Source organism: Pseudoalteromonas sp. CO325X (genome assembly GCF_004208955.1).
Classification (GTDB): Bacteria; Pseudomonadota; Gammaproteobacteria; order Enterobacterales; family Alteromonadaceae; genus Pseudoalteromonas; species Pseudoalteromonas ruthenica.
Window position 1 is genome coordinate 45,137 of the sequence record NZ_SGPG01000019.1, and the last position, 16,645, is coordinate 61,781.

The following is a 16,645-nucleotide window of genomic DNA, read 5'->3' on the forward strand; positions in this document are numbered from 1 at the left end:
AACATGCAACTGGCCTGCCCGCAATGTGATCTAGTGGTCGATGTGCCGCGACTCCGAGCCAAACAAGTTGCCCAGTGCCCTCACTGTCACTCGAGCTTAAATGCAAGCAACGTCAATAACGACCCTAAAGTTGTAGCCCTCACCCTGAGTGCCATTATTTTATTATTGAGCTCAGTGTTTTACCCTTTTATTTCGTTCTCCAGTCGAGGCATCACGCAAACCATGACTTTGCCTGATGCTGGACGCATGCTCTTTAACTACGACAGCACCCTGTTGGGGATATTTATTGATATCAGTATCATTATCTTACCCTTGGTGATGTTGTTGTTACTGCTGCCTTTGCACTTAGGTTTTTTGCGCACCTTGCCAAAGCATTGGGGACGTAAGCTGCTGAAATTGACCCTGGCATTGGATACCTGGGTGATGTCGGAGATTTTCCTCGTCGGCGTATTGGTCAGTATGGTCAAGATAATGTCTATGGCTGACATTACCTTTGGCATTAGCTTTTGGGCCTATGGCGGGTTTGTGCTGACATATATAGGTGCTCTATCTTACGTCAACCGTCCTCGACTGTGGCGACAGATTGCCCCTCATAAAGAGGTCGCCGTCCCACAAGGAGTGAGGGCAATTGATGTCAATCTACGAGCCTGCCATGTTTGCCAGCAACTTACCTACGACAAACTATGCCCACGCTGTCATAGCACTACGCATTATCGCAACATGCAAAGTGTACAAAAAGCCGCTGCCTGGCTGGTGACTTCGGTACTGTTGTACATTCCTGCCAATGTACTACCTATCATGTATACCACCAGCTTGGGTGACAGAGAGCCATCAACGCTAATTGGCGGCGTAATACTGTTATGGCAAAGTGGTTCATACCCCATTGCTTCGATTATCTTCCTTGCCAGTGTGGTGGTGCCATTTGCTAAAGCATTAGTGCTTGCGACCTTATGCGTGATGGTTTATCGCCAAGCCAGTCGCCGCTCTATGGTGTACACTCGGCTATATCAGGTTACTGAATTTATTGGCAAATGGTCGATGATTGATGTATTTGTTGTTGCTATCTTGGTAGCCTTGGTACAGCTAGGCAACCTGATGTTGGTCGAACCCGGGTTGGGCGCGTTATGTTTCGCAGCGATGGTTATTTGCCAAATGATGGCGGCCCATGCTTTTGATCCACGTTTGATTTGGGATCCCCCTGAAAAAGTGAAGAGAGTCGTGAATGAGTAATACTGCGCGCATTAAAACGGCGCCTAAACTGTCCCCTATTTGGCTGATCCCTATCATCGCCCTGTTTGTTGGTGCATGGATGTTACTGCAACACCAACTCTCACAAGGGCAAACTATTTACATCAAAATGCCCCATGCTGAGGGCATCGTTGCGGGTAAAACAGAAATCAAAGTTCGCAGTGTAAAGATAGGCACTGTCGATGCAATTCGATTGGCGTCAAGCCGCGACCATGTCATCGCCCGAGCTCAAGTAGATAACCACTACGATAACTTACTCACTGAAGATGCAAAAATATGGGTGGTCAAACCGCGCGTGGATGAAAGTGGCGTCACCGGCTTTAGTACTTTATTTTCGGGTGTTTATTTAGAATTCGCCCCCGGGGAGAGCAAACAGCTTACCGAGCGCTTTGAATTGCAAGAAGAGCCTGCGCTGATAGCCAATGATGTCAAAGGCGGGCGTTACAAGTTAATCAGCCGAGATGCTGAAGTGCTTGAAGTGGGCACAGGGGTGTACTTCAAAGGGTATAAAATCGGCCAAATCGAAACTGCCAATTTTGATTGGCAACAACAAGTGATGCGTTACGGTTTATTTATTAATGCGCCGTACGAAAATCTAGTGACGTTGAACACGGTCTTTTGGGTTAATTCAGGACTCGAATTTGACCTATCCGCTGATGGCATCAACGTCAAAACAGGGTCAATCGCGAAAATGCTAAAGGGAGGTATTTCGCTGGCCACCCCGGAGGGCGATCCTCCAGGAGCCATCGCCAAGCAAGATCATACCTTTAGCCTAAGTGACAGCTATAAAGCCGCATTAGAACAGCGATTTTATGATTACCAGCACTACCTCATTGAGTTTGAGCAGTCTATTCGCGGCCTACGAGAGGGCGCGCCGGTCGAATACAGGGGCATGCGCATAGGCACTGTCGAGCAAGTCCCTGCTGAGGTTATGATTAATGGTCGCCCTGCTCACTTTAGCAATACCAGCAATGCCGTTCCGGTACTTATACGTATCGAGTATGGACGCCTGTACCGCGACTCAGCACAAGCGAGGGAGTTTTGGCAATCCCATGTTGATGAGCTCCTGCAACAAGGCCTTAAAGCTTCTTTGAAGCCTGGCAACCTGCTTACTGGCGCCGTTTACGTTGATTTTGATATCTACCCTGATAGTGAATTGGTCGGCTTAACACAACGCGGCGACTACACTGTTTTCCCCAGTACCTCCAGCGGCATCACGGTGCTAGCCAACCAAGTTAATGACGTACTCAATAAGGTGAAAGGCCTTCGTATAGAGGAAAGTTTGGCTCAGTTTGAAAGCACCATGGCCCGTTATGAAACGCTTGCTGTGGATATGCGCCGATTCATGAGCGACCCGAGTATGAAAGCGCTGCCCAAAGAGTTTACCCAAGATATGGCAGATATTAGCCAAAGTATGCGCCAATTTGAGCAAAGTATGGAGCAATTTGAGGTCACCATGGCGAGCTTCCAAAATGGTTCGAAAATGTATCAACAAATGCAGTCTTCACTTGAGCAAATGCAGCGCCTAATGGATGAACTGCAGCCCCTATCGAAAGGGTTAAAGGAGCAACCTAATATGCTGATCTTTGATAAAGAGCTACCTGCTGATCCGCTGCCAAGGAGTGATAACTAATGCTTCGACTTATTTTATTACTGATGCTGCCATTACTGATACTAGGCTGCGCAGGAGACTCGCGAACTAGCAATATCCGTTACTACCAGTTAGATAGCGCGCTGTTTAATAACAATCTGCTACGCACCGATGAGCAGACCCAGCACCTATTGCGTTTAAGCCCTATCAGTTTACGCGGTAACCTTAATAACCGCGCCATGGTAGTACGACGCTCACCGCAAGAAATATACAGTGCTAATTACCATTTTTGGGCCGATAGCCCAGCACTCATGCTCGAAAGTAGCGCCCAGTTGCAGCTAATGGCTACATTAGAGCAAGTGCTGGTCGTCAAAGGGGCTGATGTCTATGCCGAGCAGCTGCAGTCATCGTTTTATCAACTCGATATCGACATCGACCATTTTAACGGCGGCCTCGATAACAATGCAGAAATAGCTGGCTTGTGGCGTTTATCTCGAGTTGATGAGAAAGGTAAATTAAACGTACTCAGTATGGCGCGCTTTAGCCAGAGCGAGCCGCTGGCACAAGATGGCTACGCTGCTTTGGCATCCGCCCTGAGTAAAGCATGGCAAGCCAGCTTGAAAGAGATTGCTAACGCCCTTCCTCAGCACTTTAATCAAGACTAAATCAAACACATAAAAAAGGCTCCCATGGGAGCCTTTTCTGCACGTTATTATCCAGTCAACTACTGCTGCCAGCTGATTTGCTTTTGGAAGTCAGCCACCGATTCCACCTTGGTTTGCTCAGGTAAATCAGCGAAGTCCTTGTCGGCAAATTTACTGCCACGAAGCTGCACGTTGAGCCTTGCGGCTTCTGGGTTCATCATCGTTTGCTGGTAGAATGCTTGAATGTCTGCAAGCGTCAGTTGCTCGACCGCCGCAATCAGTTGGCTACGGCTGTTGAAATCAAACTGTTCGCGATACCAATCGGTAATAAGGCGTCCAAGTTCATCTTTTAGATTTTTTGGCTGCTCTTTGAGCGCCACGAGAGTGGCATTTTTGAGCTGCGCAAACGTCGCCTCATCCATCTCATTAAGCTCTTGTTGATATTGTTGCTTGAAGCTATCAAAACGGGCCTGCATAGCCTTCGGGCCTTTGACCGGAGTTTGAATAAACAACCCTATGGCGGCATAGTCCTCAAGTGGACGAGCAATAGCACCGACGGCGTAAGCAAGCTGCTCTTCGGTGCGCAGTTTATCAAAGGCCACTGTGCGGAAATGCCCTTGTAATACCGCCGCTGCTGCTTTTTGCGCATAACCTGGGGTTGGGTGATAAACCATGTCAATAATAGCGACATCAGCCACCTCTATGTCTTTATGAACAACATAGGTTTCGCCCTGCTTAGGTTGCCAAGACTGAGAACGCGTATACGGGCTATCTTCTTTTTGCGCCGGCAGCGCCTGAGTAATGTTTTTGGCAATAACGTCAATACTGCTTTGATCATAGTTACCAAAAGCAAATACCCGCACCGTGTTATGCGCCAACACTTGGTTCATCAATTGCTCTAAGTCCGCCACCGTAAGTGATTGCGCTTTGGCAATTAGTGCCTCGGTGTCGTAACTGCCAGAGCGAACTAGATTCGAGTACTCATCAAATGCTTGGTAAAAAGGAAATTGCTGCTGCGCATTGTTTAGTGCCCGTACATAGCGGTCTACGGCTTGGTTAAATGCTTGTTCATCGACCTCAACCTGCAAGTTGCTTAACGCTTCACTCAATAACTCTGGCTGTTTATCGGTGAACCCGCCGACAGTGAGGGTAAACCCGTTACCAGGGTCCATGCCTACCGACATGCCAGCAATAGAGGCCTCGGTTGCCAACGCGGTTTGCGACAAATTGTATAAATCGGCCCACAAATTCATTAACACCTTCGCAGCCATGTTGTTTTGTGGCGCTGGTGAATTAACATACACCTCGACCAACCCCTTAGGCTGCTCAGCAAAATGTTGGCTCGGCTGCTGCCAAATCTTTATACCGTTTTTATCGTAGCTCACAACCGGTTTAGTTTGCGCTGCGTAGCCTCGGGTTTTGATATCAAAATGCTGTGGCAGCAGACGATTAACGCTGGGTAAAGACAAAGCAAACTCGCTTGCTTGCTGCCAACTTGCTTGCTCTTCGCTGCTGATATCTTCAATGCGGTATTCGCCGTCGTAGAAGTGCAGTTGACTATCGGTTTGCTCTTGCTGAGAAATATACCAAACTCGCAAGGTCTCGCCATTCAGCTGTGCCAGCACATCCTGCACTGCCTGCGGATTAAACTCACCATAATAGTAAGGCGCGTTAATTGCGTTGGTGAGCGGATAATCCTGCATGCTTTGCGTTAACGAAGAAACATAACTAAATTCATCGCTTTTCTCTAAGAACTGAAACTGGTTATTCAGCGACGTTCGAATTTCGTCGAAGTACTTCTCATCAACACCATTTTCCTTGATAAGCTCAATGTATCGCATAACCGTGGCGACGATTTGTTCACGGTTTTGCATCCCCGCATCCGTCAGTTCAATATCCACTGACAACGCGCCATAATTGCCGTACATGTTCGCTGATGCATTGGCACTTAATTGTGAGACCCAACCCTTGTCACGCAGTATTTGCGCTGGAGAGCCTGGCATTTCATTGCTAAGTAAATAGGCCACAAAGCGATTCGGCTTAAGGGCAAACTTATCCATGTTATTTTTAATCGTGAAATCAAGCTTCAGCTGTTTCACATCTTCATTGGGCTTGTAGTAAATACGTTTGCCGCCTGCCTTATCAAAATCCAGTTCAGCATTCACTTGTGGCTCATCAATGTTTTTATTTTCGATATTGGCGAAATATTGCTTCGCTAGCTGGCGCATTTCATTGAGTGGGCGATTGGAGATCATCGCCACTTTCATTATATTCGCGGAGTAATACTGGTTATAGAAGTCAACTGTTTCTTGGTGTAATGAGCTCCCTTCTTTATCGCCCAGCGTCTCTAAATTACCAATAAGGAAGCGGTTTGCCGGGTGCTCACCCATCATTTTGCGCGCGAGTTTAAACTGGCCGAAAAAGTCCATTTCTCGGCGCATCGACCACTCAGCATTGACCGCATTTTTCTCTTTATCAGTGTACTCAGGGTACAGCTTTGGCGATTTAAAAAAGTCACTGAAACGGTCAAGCCCCTCTGCGTAGGCATCGTTATTCACTTTGAACATGTAGTTGGTGATATCGAGCCAGGTATAAGCGTTATGAGCACCGCCGTTTTTGGTCATAAAGTCACTGTAGCCCTTGGTATCAGGGTAGCGTTCAGTGCCTAAAAACAGCATATGTTCGAGATAATGCGCCATGCCTTGTTGCGACATGGGGTCGTGCAAAAGCCCGACGCCCACGCTTAACGCCGCCGCAGATTTCTCAGCACTGGGGTCTGAAACCAGCACCACATCAATGCCATTGTCCAACGTCAGTGTCTCATAGGCCCGCTTGTCGTTAGGGCTCACAACTAAGTTTTCCGGGATCAATTGCTGAGCCAGTTCGCTTTGTAAGGGCGCCGATGTACTTTTACAACCAGCCAGTACGGCGAGGCTCAGGGCACTCAGTGCTAATGTCTTTTTCATGAATTTGTCTCTTATCAGTGGACGTTTTCTTTTATGATCAAAAATCACTGATGAAAATGCAATGAAAAAGCTATCAAGTTTGTAACAATGTATGAAAACACTGACTATCTTTGCTGGCACTCGAATAATAAGAGTAATTCAGGTATTGTCTGGGATGTGTATAAATAATAACGAGTAATGGGAGATTAACGTGCACCAATGGCTTATTTTGGCAATGTTCGCGCAAGTACTGTTAACCCTTGTGGTGATGGTAATAATGGGGCGACGTCGTTTTGCTGCCGCACGCAACAAACAAATTAAAATGCAGCAATTTGCCACTATGGATCTCGACAACGCCCCGGAATCAGTGCAAGTGGCTGGGCGTAACTTTATTAATCAATTCGAAATCCCAGTTTTATTTTATGTTGCTGTGCTCACTGCATTAATTACACAAACCACCGGCTACGCTTTCACCGCCTTGGCTTGGGGGTTTGTACTACTGCGCCTTGCGCATACTGTGGTACATATTAGTAGTAACCACCTAAAAACACGTTACTACCTCTTTTTGTTTGGTTGCATCACCGTGCTGGCGATGTGGATCATGTTAGTGTTGCGCATGCTTTAGTACCCGCCCAAGAAACGGCGCGCTATCGATACTATAGCACGCCGACTAGGCTTGTCTTACGCACGGCGCCAGCGAGTCAATAAGCTCAGGGGTAACAACCACCAAAATGCACCTGAGCTTGAATCATCACCTGACTCGACAGGTTCATCAATTAATGTATTTTCAACCGGAGTCAGGTTTGCCGCCGAATTGGGGTCATCATCAATGACAATAACGTCGTTAACAATAACTAGATTGTTTGCCGTTAGCTCAGCGCCTTGCTGGCATTCGTCAGTACTGTAATCAACGACCGGCGTGCTGGAACACGTAGGCAGTGCATTAATGGCTTTAACAACCTCCATCCCCTCACCTATGACCTGACCAAACACCGTAAATCCACCGTTTTGCAGATCTAAGTTACTACTGTTATCGGCGACATTGAAAAACCACTGACTTGACGCGCTGTTAGCGTTGCCACTGCGTTTAGCCATGGCGATGGTGCCAGCAACATTAGATAGCACAGGCTCATTATCTACCGTCCCCTGGGATTCAATGGCCACGGCTCCGCCATCGTAAATAAACCCGCCGCCCTGAACAATAAAATCCTGCTCGGAGCGATGCAGATAACTAAACTGATAATCGCCACGCTCAACATAACCTAGAAAATTAGCCACTGTTTTTGGTGCATGCTGATCAAAGAGGTTAATTTGAATGCTACCTTGGGAGGTTTGCATTTCAACGATAGTCGCGTGAACAGGTTTCGCAAGAGTAAGCCCCGCTGCGACCAGACCAAAGCCAATAAGTTTATTCATGGGATTTCCTATATTGTTGTTTTAAGCCACTTTACATTGACTCAGGCCATGCTTCCATGAGGCACAGTGAATAACAACAAATTGATACCTGGGGGTAAAACCCAGTTACAAATTGGTTAACAACATATAACTATAAAGTATCTTTTTGAGATTTTTTAAAACAGATTCGACTTATCAAACTATCAAGAGTTCTCTACTATGTGCATATCATTTGAGCAGCTAAAAACAACAACTATGGATAACAGCAACAACCTCATTTGCGACTTTGGTGTCCACAAGGGCGAGTCGTACCGCCAAGTGCCTGCATCGTTTTTAAACTGGATGGTTGGTGTCAATCATCATCAAGCACCCGTAGCACGTGCTGAGTTACGCCGTCGTGAACAAGCGGCACTGACCAGCGTCTCGTCTTATGCAAGCCAGCACAGTGAGTTAACTGGCTGATCTGTTGCGGCTGAGCCCGGTTGCTTCAACAAATATCTTAACTGGGGGATAAACAGGCAGATTTGCACTGTCCGTCTCAGACTAGTGAAATTGTCATAAAATTTAATTAAAATCAGGCGCAATGATAATCGCCGATAGGAATCCCCTGTGCGCCTAATTACTCTTTCAGTGCTTACACTGCTCAGTGCATGCTCTGCTTCCACGCCGACACCCGAGCTACACTCCAACTCCGCACAAGCGCACTATATTAGTGTGTTTCATACTAACGATCATCATGGCCGTTTTTGGCAAAACGATAAAGGTGAATACGGTATGGCCGCGCGCGCAACATTACTAAAACAATTGCGCGCACAAGCTAAACAACGAGGCGATACCGTGCTGTTGCTCTCAGGGGGGGATATCAATACTGGTATTCCTGAGTCTGACTTACAACAAGCGGAACCTGATTTTAAAGCTATGACATTGTTAGGCTACGATGCCATGGCCATTGGCAATCATGAGTTTGATAACCCATTAGCGGTATTAGACAAGCAGCAGCGTTGGGCCGACTTTCCGTTGCTGAGCGCAAATATTATCGATAAACGCAATGGCGAGCCTGCTTACACTCCTTATACGCTGTTACAAAGAGATAATCTAAATATCGCTATTTTAGGCCTGACCACCACCGACACAGCGAAGATTGCGAACCCTGATTTTATCGGTAATTTTGATTTTATTGAGCCCGCAACCGCGACCAAAAACATACTTCCTAAAATTGAGCGTCGCAACCCTGATATCGTTATTGCCGTCACGCACATGGGCCACTACAGCAATGCTCAACACGGCATTAACGCGCCCGGCGATGTAACCTTGGCTCGCAACTTACCCAAAGGGGCGGTGGATATGATCATCGGCGGCCATTCCCAAGAACCAGTGTGCATGACGGCACAGAACAGCAACAATGATGATTACCGCCCAGGCATGCCCTGCCAGCCAGATAATCAAAACGGTATTTGGATCATGCAAGCCCATGAATGGGGCAAGTATGTGGGTCATGCCCGATTTAAACTGCTAGATGAAGAGTTGACTCTTGAAAGCTACGAGCTGATCCCAGTAAACCTTAAAGATGCGACCGGTGAATGGGTCGGTGATTACATCAACAAAGACCAAGAAATGCTCGACTTTTTAACTCCTTATCAGCAAAAAGGCCAAGAAAAGTTAAGCGTGACTTTAGGGCATACCGAAGTTCACCTTCAAGGCGACAGAAACAAAGTTCGCTTTGGACAGACGAATTTAGGACAGCTGATCACCCAAGCTCAAATGAATCATGTCGATGCTGATTTTGCAGTCATTAGTGGCGGCGGTATTCGTGACTCAATCAGCCAAGGAGATATCGATTACAAAGATATTCTCCGTGTACACCCGTTTAAAAACCGCATTGGCTACATTGAATTTAGTGGTCGTGAGGCTTTTGCATACATCAGTAAAGTCGCATCATACCCTGTCGATTCTGGCGCCTATGCCCACTTCAACCAAGTGGCGCCGGTGTGCGAGGGGGATGAATTGGTATCAGTGCGCATTGACGGTCAGCCGTTACAGCTAGATAAGACCTATCGTATGAGTATCAATAGCTACAATGCGGCAGGTGGCGATGGCTATCCGCGTTTAAACACCGACACCCGCTTCGTTGACACTGGCGACTCAGATGCCAGTATTTTGAGCAACTATGTAAGCAAGCACAGCCCAATTAAGGCAATGAAAGTGCCTCATCCGGTTACTTGCCAATAACCTCAAAATCATCGTCATTGATGGCCCTAAGCCCATAGTGATGGACACGCGAGCGTGACCCTTCACCATGGGCTTTAGGCGGAAAATAAGGTTCTTTATCTTGCGAGTCTGCTGCAAACACTTCATCCAGTGCAGCACGAATTTCACTCAGCGTTTTCTCTAAACTATTGCCAAAGTTGGGGCGCTTTCTAATCGTGTGTCCTAAATCGATAAGGCGGCCAAAATACTTATGAGCCAAATCCAATAGCTCTTGTGGCACCTCTTTATTTTGATTTAACGTCACCTCAGGGTATTCAATGCCAAATTCCAACAGCGCCAGATAAAAACAAAGGGGCTTGTTCGCTAATTGCACCTGCCTGCCCTGCTCACCATAGCGTAAGCTTTTATCCGCTAAATCAATAAGTAGGCGCTTGCGCTCAAGTATCGGCGTACCCGCTTCTCGCGCTTTATCTAATTTGCTTTGGAGGGTTTTAAACCACGCTCGCATGGCGACAGACAGCAGCAGCACGATGAGTATAGGCCAAGGGCTCAATAGCTGGGCTAGAGGCATCACCGCTGGTGACAGCGTCACGGTGAACGTTTCCCCACCTGTGCGAACGAGGTTGAAGCTCTCAAGATTGCTTGTCTCATTCCCGATCGTAGTACCCGCTATTGCATGCACTTGAATTGCGTAACCTTGTGATGCGAGGTGAGTGTTGAGCTGCTTGAGATAATGCACCACGCGCTTGCGATCGCCCGGTACCTCCAACAACCTATTGGGTAGTCCAATGTATTGAGCATCCAGGGCGATGCGTGTTTTGACCTGGGCTATCGCTTGTTGCTGTTGATGATGCCAGCTATTCAATGCCCCCACTGCGTAACTGCAGTAAGCGATAATCATAGCCAAACATGCAAATAATACCGTGGCGATATTGGCATTAAAGTGCCGAACCCAGCTGTGCACATGCTTTAGCAACGCAATTTTAATCGCTCTCACAGCGGCTCTCCTTGAAATGTTGCGGGTGCCGAATCACTGCATTGCCAATAAGGTTTGGCTTGTTTAAAGTATTGTGCCGATTGCTCTTCTGCTTGACTTAAAATAGCGCCCTGAATAGCGCAGGCTAAGTCAGGATTGTCACTGGCTTGGCGTAAAAACCAATGGCTACCACTGATATTGTCACTGATTGCGGTTATATAGTTTGCAGAAAAGCGCTCGTTATCTGCTTGTTGCCAATAGGAACTAATGATATCCACTTCACCTAGCGCTAACTTATCTCGCAACGCACTGTGCGAGTTCACAAAAGTGATATTCAGGCTATTCATATTAATATCAAGCTCCTTGAACACTTGCTTGGGCATAATGTGACCGGAGCGACTGGTGGGATATTCAATTAAGCCAATGCGCTTATCAAGAAAGTAGCTTTTCTCTAAACGCGGTTTTTCTTTACTCGCAATAAAGTAGGCCGTGTATGAAGGATAACCGACAAGGGGCGAGTAGCCATAGGTTTCATGGGCGGTAAAGGCACTGAAGAGGTTTTCCTTCGCAAGGATTAAATCCGCTAGACCTTTTCCCAGCACATTCACCTCAAACTCAGAAGAGCCTCCCCAAAAAGCTTGGACAGCGCCGTATTGCTTAGACACAGTGGTGTCCTTACATAGCGATTGAGCCAATCGTTTGACGACATTTTCGCTTGGGGCAAACAACGTAAGCTGCGTTTTATTTCCCGGCTGGGTGGTATTACAACTGTAGTGAGTCTCTATAACATTACCCAGTTGCGTGGTTGCCAAGGTAAAACGCATTGTTCCGATAAGGTAACTAGTTAACGCCAGTACCATTAATGTAACCAGGATAAGCGCAGTGTCACGTCTGTTAAATATGCTTGTCACGGGCTTTTGTGCTGCTTTTATTGAATTCAATTACTATTTCAACAATTATAATTACTTATTGCAATAGGTAATTTTATTTATAAACCATAAGCATTTGTTTTATATACTTTATTAACAAGTAATTATGAATCCCATCAAGTCCTGTTTTTTCGCTTAAAAATCCGGACAATTTGCCTTCACTTAAGCAAGCCAGTAACGTGACAACAACAATGAGTTTACAGTTCAATTATACGCATCTGAGCAAATTGACGCTTATTTGCACCCTCGCTTTTGTTAGTTTTTTCGCAACGAAAGTGAGCGCTTGGGGCGCCAACGGTCATCGTATTGTAGGAGCCATTGCTGAGCACCATTTGGATGCTGATGCAAAGCAACAGGTGTCTACCATTTTAGCGGGCCACAGTATGGCCAGAGTCAGTACTTGGGCTGATGAAATGCGCTCTTCCCCCGATACATTCTGGCAAAAGCAGGCCAGCCCTTGGCATTACATCACTATCGACTCCGTTGAGGAATTTACGCACCAGCACTTCTCAGCAAAAGAACACAAGCATGATGTAAAAGACGCCTACACAGCCATCCTAACAGCTATGAAGGCACTGCGCTCGCCAAAAACAAGCCAACAACAGCAGCAATTCTATTTGCGTTTTTTAATTCATATTATTGGCGATATTCATCAACCTATGCATGTCGGTAATGCCGAGGACCGAGGCGGTAACCGCATCGATGTCACCTTCTTTCGTGAGCAAACCAATTTACATCGTTTATGGGATACCGACCTTGTTGAGAGCCAAAAGTTGTCATATTCCGAATACGCAGACTTCCTATGCTGCGTTGATATCAAGGCAATAAATAAAGACCTGGATATTAAAAAGTGGCTCATTGAGTCTCACCAATTAGCGCAAGACATTTACGCCAATACCGGTGAGCAAGTCAGCTACGACTACTTATTTACCTATCGTCCAGTGATGGAGCAACAACTGCAACGTGCGGGTGTACGCCTAGCAGCCGTGCTTAACGCGCTATACGGACAACAATAGACCGAATTAATAACAATAAAAATAATCACTCGATTACACACTGTTTAACCAATGAAACAAAACACGGGAAACAACATAATGAAAAACGTTCGCTTAACGAAAGTGGCCGGCGCGCTCGTACTCGCTTTGGGCGTGTCAGCAAACGCTTTCGCAGCCGATACTTCATCATCAATGCGCGGTAAGATCACCACGCCTAAAGGCGATGCTGCACCTAACGTGCAAATCTCAGTGATTCACGAGCCTACCGGCACGGTGAGCACCTTTACGACTAACGATTCTGGCGCGTTCATCGCCAAGGGTTTGCGTGTAGGTGGTCCATACCGCATCCTCATTGACTCAGATAAATACAGTGATGCAGAGCTGGAGAACATCTACCTTGAACTAGGTGAAACTCGCCGAGTGACTTCTCAGCTTGAGCCTATCAACGTTGAGCGTATCGAAGTATCAGGCTACCGTATTTTGCAAAAAGCAGGCGGTTCAAGCAGCGTATTTGGCCAAGACACAATTGCTAACACTCCGAGCTTTAATAACGATATCAAAGATATTGCTCGTTTGAACCCGTTAGCAAGCATTAATGGTAGCGGCGAGCTAACCATTGCCGGTAGCAACCCAAGAAGTAACAGCTTAACTGTTGATGGCATCGGCCAAAATGACGATTTCGGCTTGAACTATGGCGGTTACCCCACTGAGCAGCCACCTGTTGCGCTAGACGCTATTGAACAAGTGTCGGTGGATACCTCACCGTTTTCAGCGAAAAAAGGTAACTTTGGCGGTGGTGTTATCAACGCGGTAACTAAATCGGGAAGCAATGAGTTTGAATTCACCGGTTTCTATGAATTCACTAACCCAAGTCTTGCTGGAGAAGTAGAGAGTATTTCTCAGGTATACGCAGATGGAAGACCGGCACTCGACGAGAATGGTCGCCGCACCTTCGAAACAACCAAGTCAGACCCGATTCAATCTGAAAAGCGTTTCGGGATCAGCACCGGTGGCGCCATCATCGAAGACGAATTATTCTTCTTTGTGAACTACAACAGCTGGGCCAGTGAACTGGAAATGGACTATGGTTTTGAAGGCTCAGGTGCAACGCACGAGTACGATACCACAGAGCAAAGCTTTAATGAGTTCCTTTCTGTACTAGACAGCACCTACGGTCTGAGTGATGAGCTTGGTGGCGACCCGGAAGATACCAACGACAGCTTACTGGTAAAACTAAGCTGGAACGTGGCTGAAGATCACCGCGCTGACTTCACCTACCAATGGCAAGATGACGCCGACGAGCGAAACTACGGTACCGGCGGCGATACAGTAATGTTGGCCTCGAGCCGTTATACCTACGAAACCAAGTTTAACAACTTTGCCGCTAAGCTATACTCAGATTGGTCAGGTAATCTCTCAACCGAAATTGGCATTGCCTATAAAGATGTCAGTAGCGACAGCCTCACCAACTCAAGCATTGGTAGTGTTAAGGTAGAAGAATACTATCGCGGCCCAGCCTATCAGTTCGGCACCGATGAATATCGTCATAAAAACCAATCGGAAACGGAAAACCTCACCCTGACCTTCGATGGTACTTACTTCTGGGGTGACCACGAAATCAATTTTGGTGCTCAGTATGAGTCACTGCGCCTATACAACCTATTCGCAGCGGGTTCATTAGGTGTGTGGGAATTTGATAAACTCGAACATTTCCAAAACCGCCAAGTCGGTTACTACGACGGTGACTATGACTTCGATTATAGCAATGCCTACACTAATAACGCCGATGACACGGCTTATGACGCACGCCGTAATCAGTTTGCTGTGTATGTTGAAGACAAATTCTACCCCACTGATGAGTTGGAACTTACTGTCGGTCTTCGTTATGAGCGCTTATCATCAGATGATAAGCCCACGCTAAACGAAAACTTCCTAGCCACTTATGGGTACTCAAACCAAGAGAACCTTGATGGCTTAGACATCATTCTGCCGCGCGTTGGCTTTAAATACTACGCCTCCGAGAACCTCACCATCAATGGTGGCGTAGGTCGCTTCCAAGGCGGTATTCCAAACGTGTGGTATAACAATCCATACCAAAACGATGGTCTAACTTATGTAGCAGCCACATCGCAAGCGATTGCTGATTACTATTCACAAGACGGTGTTGAAGCGGATATCACCCGAGTACCTGAAGCAATCCAAGCTTCTATGACTCAAGGCGCAGGAAGCACTAACTACACCGACCCTAACTTTGAATTACCGTCTTCAATTCGTGCTCAACTTGGCTTTGAATATGAGTTTGATTCAGAGCTACTAGGTGATGGCTTTAGCTGGACCGGTGAAGCGGTTTATCACAAAAAGGAAAACGAAGCAGTATGGCACAATACCGCTTTGGTTCCAGTGGGTGAATCAGCTGATGGTCGGGTGATTTACGAGAGCCGTTACGATGGTGAGCGTGAAGAAAATTACGACATCATGATGACCAATGCTGACCAAAACGGTCGCTCAGTGATCCTAGCCACGGCACTTGCTAAAGAGTGGGACAACGGTCTGTATGCGTCTGTGAGCTACGCGCACCAAGATATCACTGAAGTAGCGCCTGGTTCATCATCACGCGCCATCAGTAACTATAAGCATGCGCTAGTCGAGAGCCGCAATATTGATACTGTGGGCCGTGGTCACTATGAAGTAGAGCACAGCTTTAAAATTAACCTTCGCTACAAGACCGAGTTCTTTGAAGGCTATGAATCACAGTTCAACATGTTCTTCGAGCGTCGTTCGGGTCGTCCTTACAGCCACTCAATGGGCTTCTACAATGATTACGACTTCGGCGATATCGGTAGCGAGTTCCAAAGCCACTCAGCCTACCTAGCCTATATTCCATCAGGCGCTGATGACGCAGCGGTCAACTGGGATGAGTCACAGGTGACGTGGAATGAGCTAGAAACTTTGCTTAATCAAGCAGGCATTTCTGAACGTGGTGAGATCATTGGCCGTAACACCGGCACACAACCTTGGGTAACCACCATGGATGTAAGCTTCAAGCAAGAAATCCCTGGGTTTGCCGAAGGCCACAAAGGCCAGCTTTACGTGATGGTTGAGAACTTCGCCAACTTACTTAATGATGATTGGGGCGTAGAAAAGCGCCTAAGCTATTCAGACCAAGCAGTTTATGACTTTGGTGGCTTAGATAAAGAAGGCCGCATCATCATTGACCGTCGCCACAATGGCTTCGACACTCGTAACTACAACTCTATTTCACAGAGTTCGTCGGGTTGGCAAGCTAAGATTGGTGTACGCTACACTTTCTAATTAGTTAGAAAATCGCAACCTCAAGCCCACCTCCTCGGTGGGCTTTTTTATACCTTGACTTCCCTCCTCCCTAGGGTTATTCGTGATCATTATACCCCTGACACTCTGGTGTGCTTTTATGCAACCGCCTCTCCCGACGATATATACCTGCCGCTGCTGGTTAATACTGCAACTTACAGTTTATAAACAAAGTTCAATCTAAAGCGGACAAATGGCCTTTAATTTGCTGAAAAAGAGTGACTAAGCTGGCTATGATGGGTACAATTCACCCACTTTCAACAGCCACTAAGCTAAGCGCATCAGAGTGTGTCGATATACTGGCATCTATGAGTCGATGAACTAGGCTTAGCTGTTAATATATTTAAAGCAAGTAACAATAAGAGTCACGCCGTTGAGCGAGTT

The 16,645-nt window shown here is 46.8% G+C and carries 12 protein-coding genes; 8 read left to right on the plus strand and 4 right to left on the minus strand.

The features are described 5' to 3' along the window. The first annotated feature begins 3 nt into the window (after positions 1–3). Genes EXT46_RS09715 through EXT46_RS09725 form a run of 3 tightly spaced genes read left to right on the plus strand, consistent with a single transcriptional unit; the run spans position 4 to position 3,504 of the window. Entirely contained in the window at positions 4–1,230 is a 1,227-nt protein-coding gene (locus EXT46_RS09715) for a PqiA/YebS family transporter subunit (RefSeq protein ID WP_130146958.1), read from the plus strand. Further along, entirely contained in the window at positions 1,223–2,881 is a 1,659-nt protein-coding gene (gene pqiB, locus EXT46_RS09720; RefSeq protein ID WP_130146960.1) for an intermembrane transport protein PqiB, read from the plus strand. The genes EXT46_RS09715 and pqiB overlap by 8 nt, the downstream gene beginning before the upstream one ends. Further along, positions 2,881–3,504, plus strand: coding sequence for a PqiC family protein (locus tag EXT46_RS09725; protein WP_130146962.1), 624 nt, complete (start codon positions 2,881–2,883; stop codon positions 3,502–3,504). Before pqiB ends, EXT46_RS09725 begins: the two co-directional genes overlap by 1 nt. Before the next feature lie 59 nt (positions 3,505–3,563). Here the strand turns inward: EXT46_RS09725 and EXT46_RS09730 are convergent, their stop codons facing one another. Then, positions 3,564–6,449: an insulinase family protein gene (locus EXT46_RS09730; RefSeq protein ID WP_130146964.1), complete on the minus strand. Its 2,886-nt coding sequence runs from the start codon at positions 6,447–6,449 to the stop codon at positions 3,564–3,566. Between the two features lie 190 nt (positions 6,450–6,639). Here EXT46_RS09730 and EXT46_RS09735 point away from each other — a divergent pair, with 190 nt between their 5' ends. Beyond that, positions 6,640–7,053: an MAPEG family protein gene (locus EXT46_RS09735; protein ID WP_022945198.1), complete on the plus strand. Its 414-nt coding sequence runs from the start codon at positions 6,640–6,642 to the stop codon at positions 7,051–7,053. Between the two features lie 56 nt (positions 7,054–7,109). On the opposite strand, the gene EXT46_RS09740 is transcribed toward EXT46_RS09735, so the two are convergent. Next, positions 7,110–7,844 carry a peptidylprolyl isomerase gene (locus EXT46_RS09740; RefSeq protein ID WP_130146966.1) on the minus strand — a complete coding sequence of 245 codons (735 nt, stop codon included), beginning with the start codon at positions 7,842–7,844 and terminating at the stop codon, positions 7,110–7,112. Positions 7,845–8,042: 198 nt separating this feature from the next. On the opposite strand from EXT46_RS09740, the gene EXT46_RS09745 reads away from it, so the two are divergent. Both EXT46_RS09745 and ushA read left to right on the plus strand, forming a co-directional pair. Then, the gene (locus EXT46_RS09745; protein ID WP_346428464.1) at positions 8,043–8,285 is read left to right on the plus strand and encodes a hypothetical protein; all 243 of its coding nucleotides are present in this window, start codon (positions 8,043–8,045) and stop codon (positions 8,283–8,285) included. A 147-nt stretch (positions 8,286–8,432) separates the two neighbouring features. Continuing rightward, a complete protein-coding gene (gene ushA, locus EXT46_RS09750; protein WP_130146968.1) occupies positions 8,433–10,052 on the plus strand; it encodes a bifunctional UDP-sugar hydrolase/5'-nucleotidase UshA in 1,620 nt (539 codons plus the stop codon). Here ushA and EXT46_RS09755 read toward each other — a convergent pair. Both EXT46_RS09755 and EXT46_RS09760 read right to left on the minus strand, forming a co-directional pair. Then, positions 10,039–11,028, minus strand: coding sequence for a hypothetical protein (locus EXT46_RS09755; protein ID WP_130146970.1), 990 nt, complete (start codon positions 11,026–11,028; stop codon positions 10,039–10,041). The genes ushA and EXT46_RS09755 overlap by 14 nt on opposite strands. Beyond that, positions 11,025–11,867: a PhnD/SsuA/transferrin family substrate-binding protein gene (locus EXT46_RS09760; protein WP_130146972.1), complete on the minus strand. Its 843-nt coding sequence runs from the start codon at positions 11,865–11,867 to the stop codon at positions 11,025–11,027. The genes EXT46_RS09755 and EXT46_RS09760 overlap by 4 nt, the downstream gene beginning before the upstream one ends. Before the next feature lie 260 nt (positions 11,868–12,127). Here EXT46_RS09760 and EXT46_RS09765 point away from each other — a divergent pair, with 260 nt between their 5' ends. After that, positions 12,128–12,952 carry a S1/P1 nuclease gene (locus EXT46_RS09765; protein WP_130146974.1) on the plus strand — a complete coding sequence of 275 codons (825 nt, stop codon included), beginning with the start codon at positions 12,128–12,130 and terminating at the stop codon, positions 12,950–12,952. A 78-nt stretch (positions 12,953–13,030) separates the two neighbouring features. Continuing rightward, complete coding sequence (locus tag EXT46_RS09770) at positions 13,031–16,243, plus strand: TonB-dependent receptor (RefSeq protein ID WP_130146976.1); 3,213 nt, start codon at positions 13,031–13,033, stop codon at positions 16,241–16,243. The last annotated feature ends 402 nt before the right edge of the window (positions 16,244–16,645 follow it).

Bases quoted from the DNA above. Each gene is read 5' to 3' on its own strand.
- EXT46_RS09715 (WP_130146958.1), top strand. From the start codon at position 4: ATGCAACTGGCCTGCCCGCAATGTGATCTAGTGGTCGATGTGCCGCGA.
- pqiB (WP_130146960.1), top strand. From the start codon at position 1,223: ATGAGTAATACTGCGCGCATTAAAACGGCGCCTAAACTGTCCCCTATT.
- EXT46_RS09725 (WP_130146962.1), top strand. From the start codon at position 2,881: ATGCTTCGACTTATTTTATTACTGATGCTGCCATTACTGATACTAGGC.
- EXT46_RS09730 (WP_130146964.1), bottom strand. From the start codon at position 6,449: ATGAAAAAGACATTAGCACTGAGTGCCCTGAGCCTCGCCGTACTGGCT.
- EXT46_RS09740 (WP_130146966.1), bottom strand. From the start codon at position 7,844: ATGAATAAACTTATTGGCTTTGGTCTGGTCGCAGCGGGGCTTACTCTT.
- EXT46_RS09745 (WP_346428464.1), top strand. From the start codon at position 8,043: ATGTGCATATCATTTGAGCAGCTAAAAACAACAACTATGGATAACAGC.
- EXT46_RS09760 (WP_130146972.1), bottom strand. From the start codon at position 11,867: ATGGTACTGGCGTTAACTAGTTACCTTATCGGAACAATGCGTTTTACC.
- EXT46_RS09765 (WP_130146974.1), top strand. From the start codon at position 12,128: ATGAGTTTACAGTTCAATTATACGCATCTGAGCAAATTGACGCTTATT.
- EXT46_RS09770 (WP_130146976.1), top strand. From the start codon at position 13,031: ATGAAAAACGTTCGCTTAACGAAAGTGGCCGGCGCGCTCGTACTCGCT.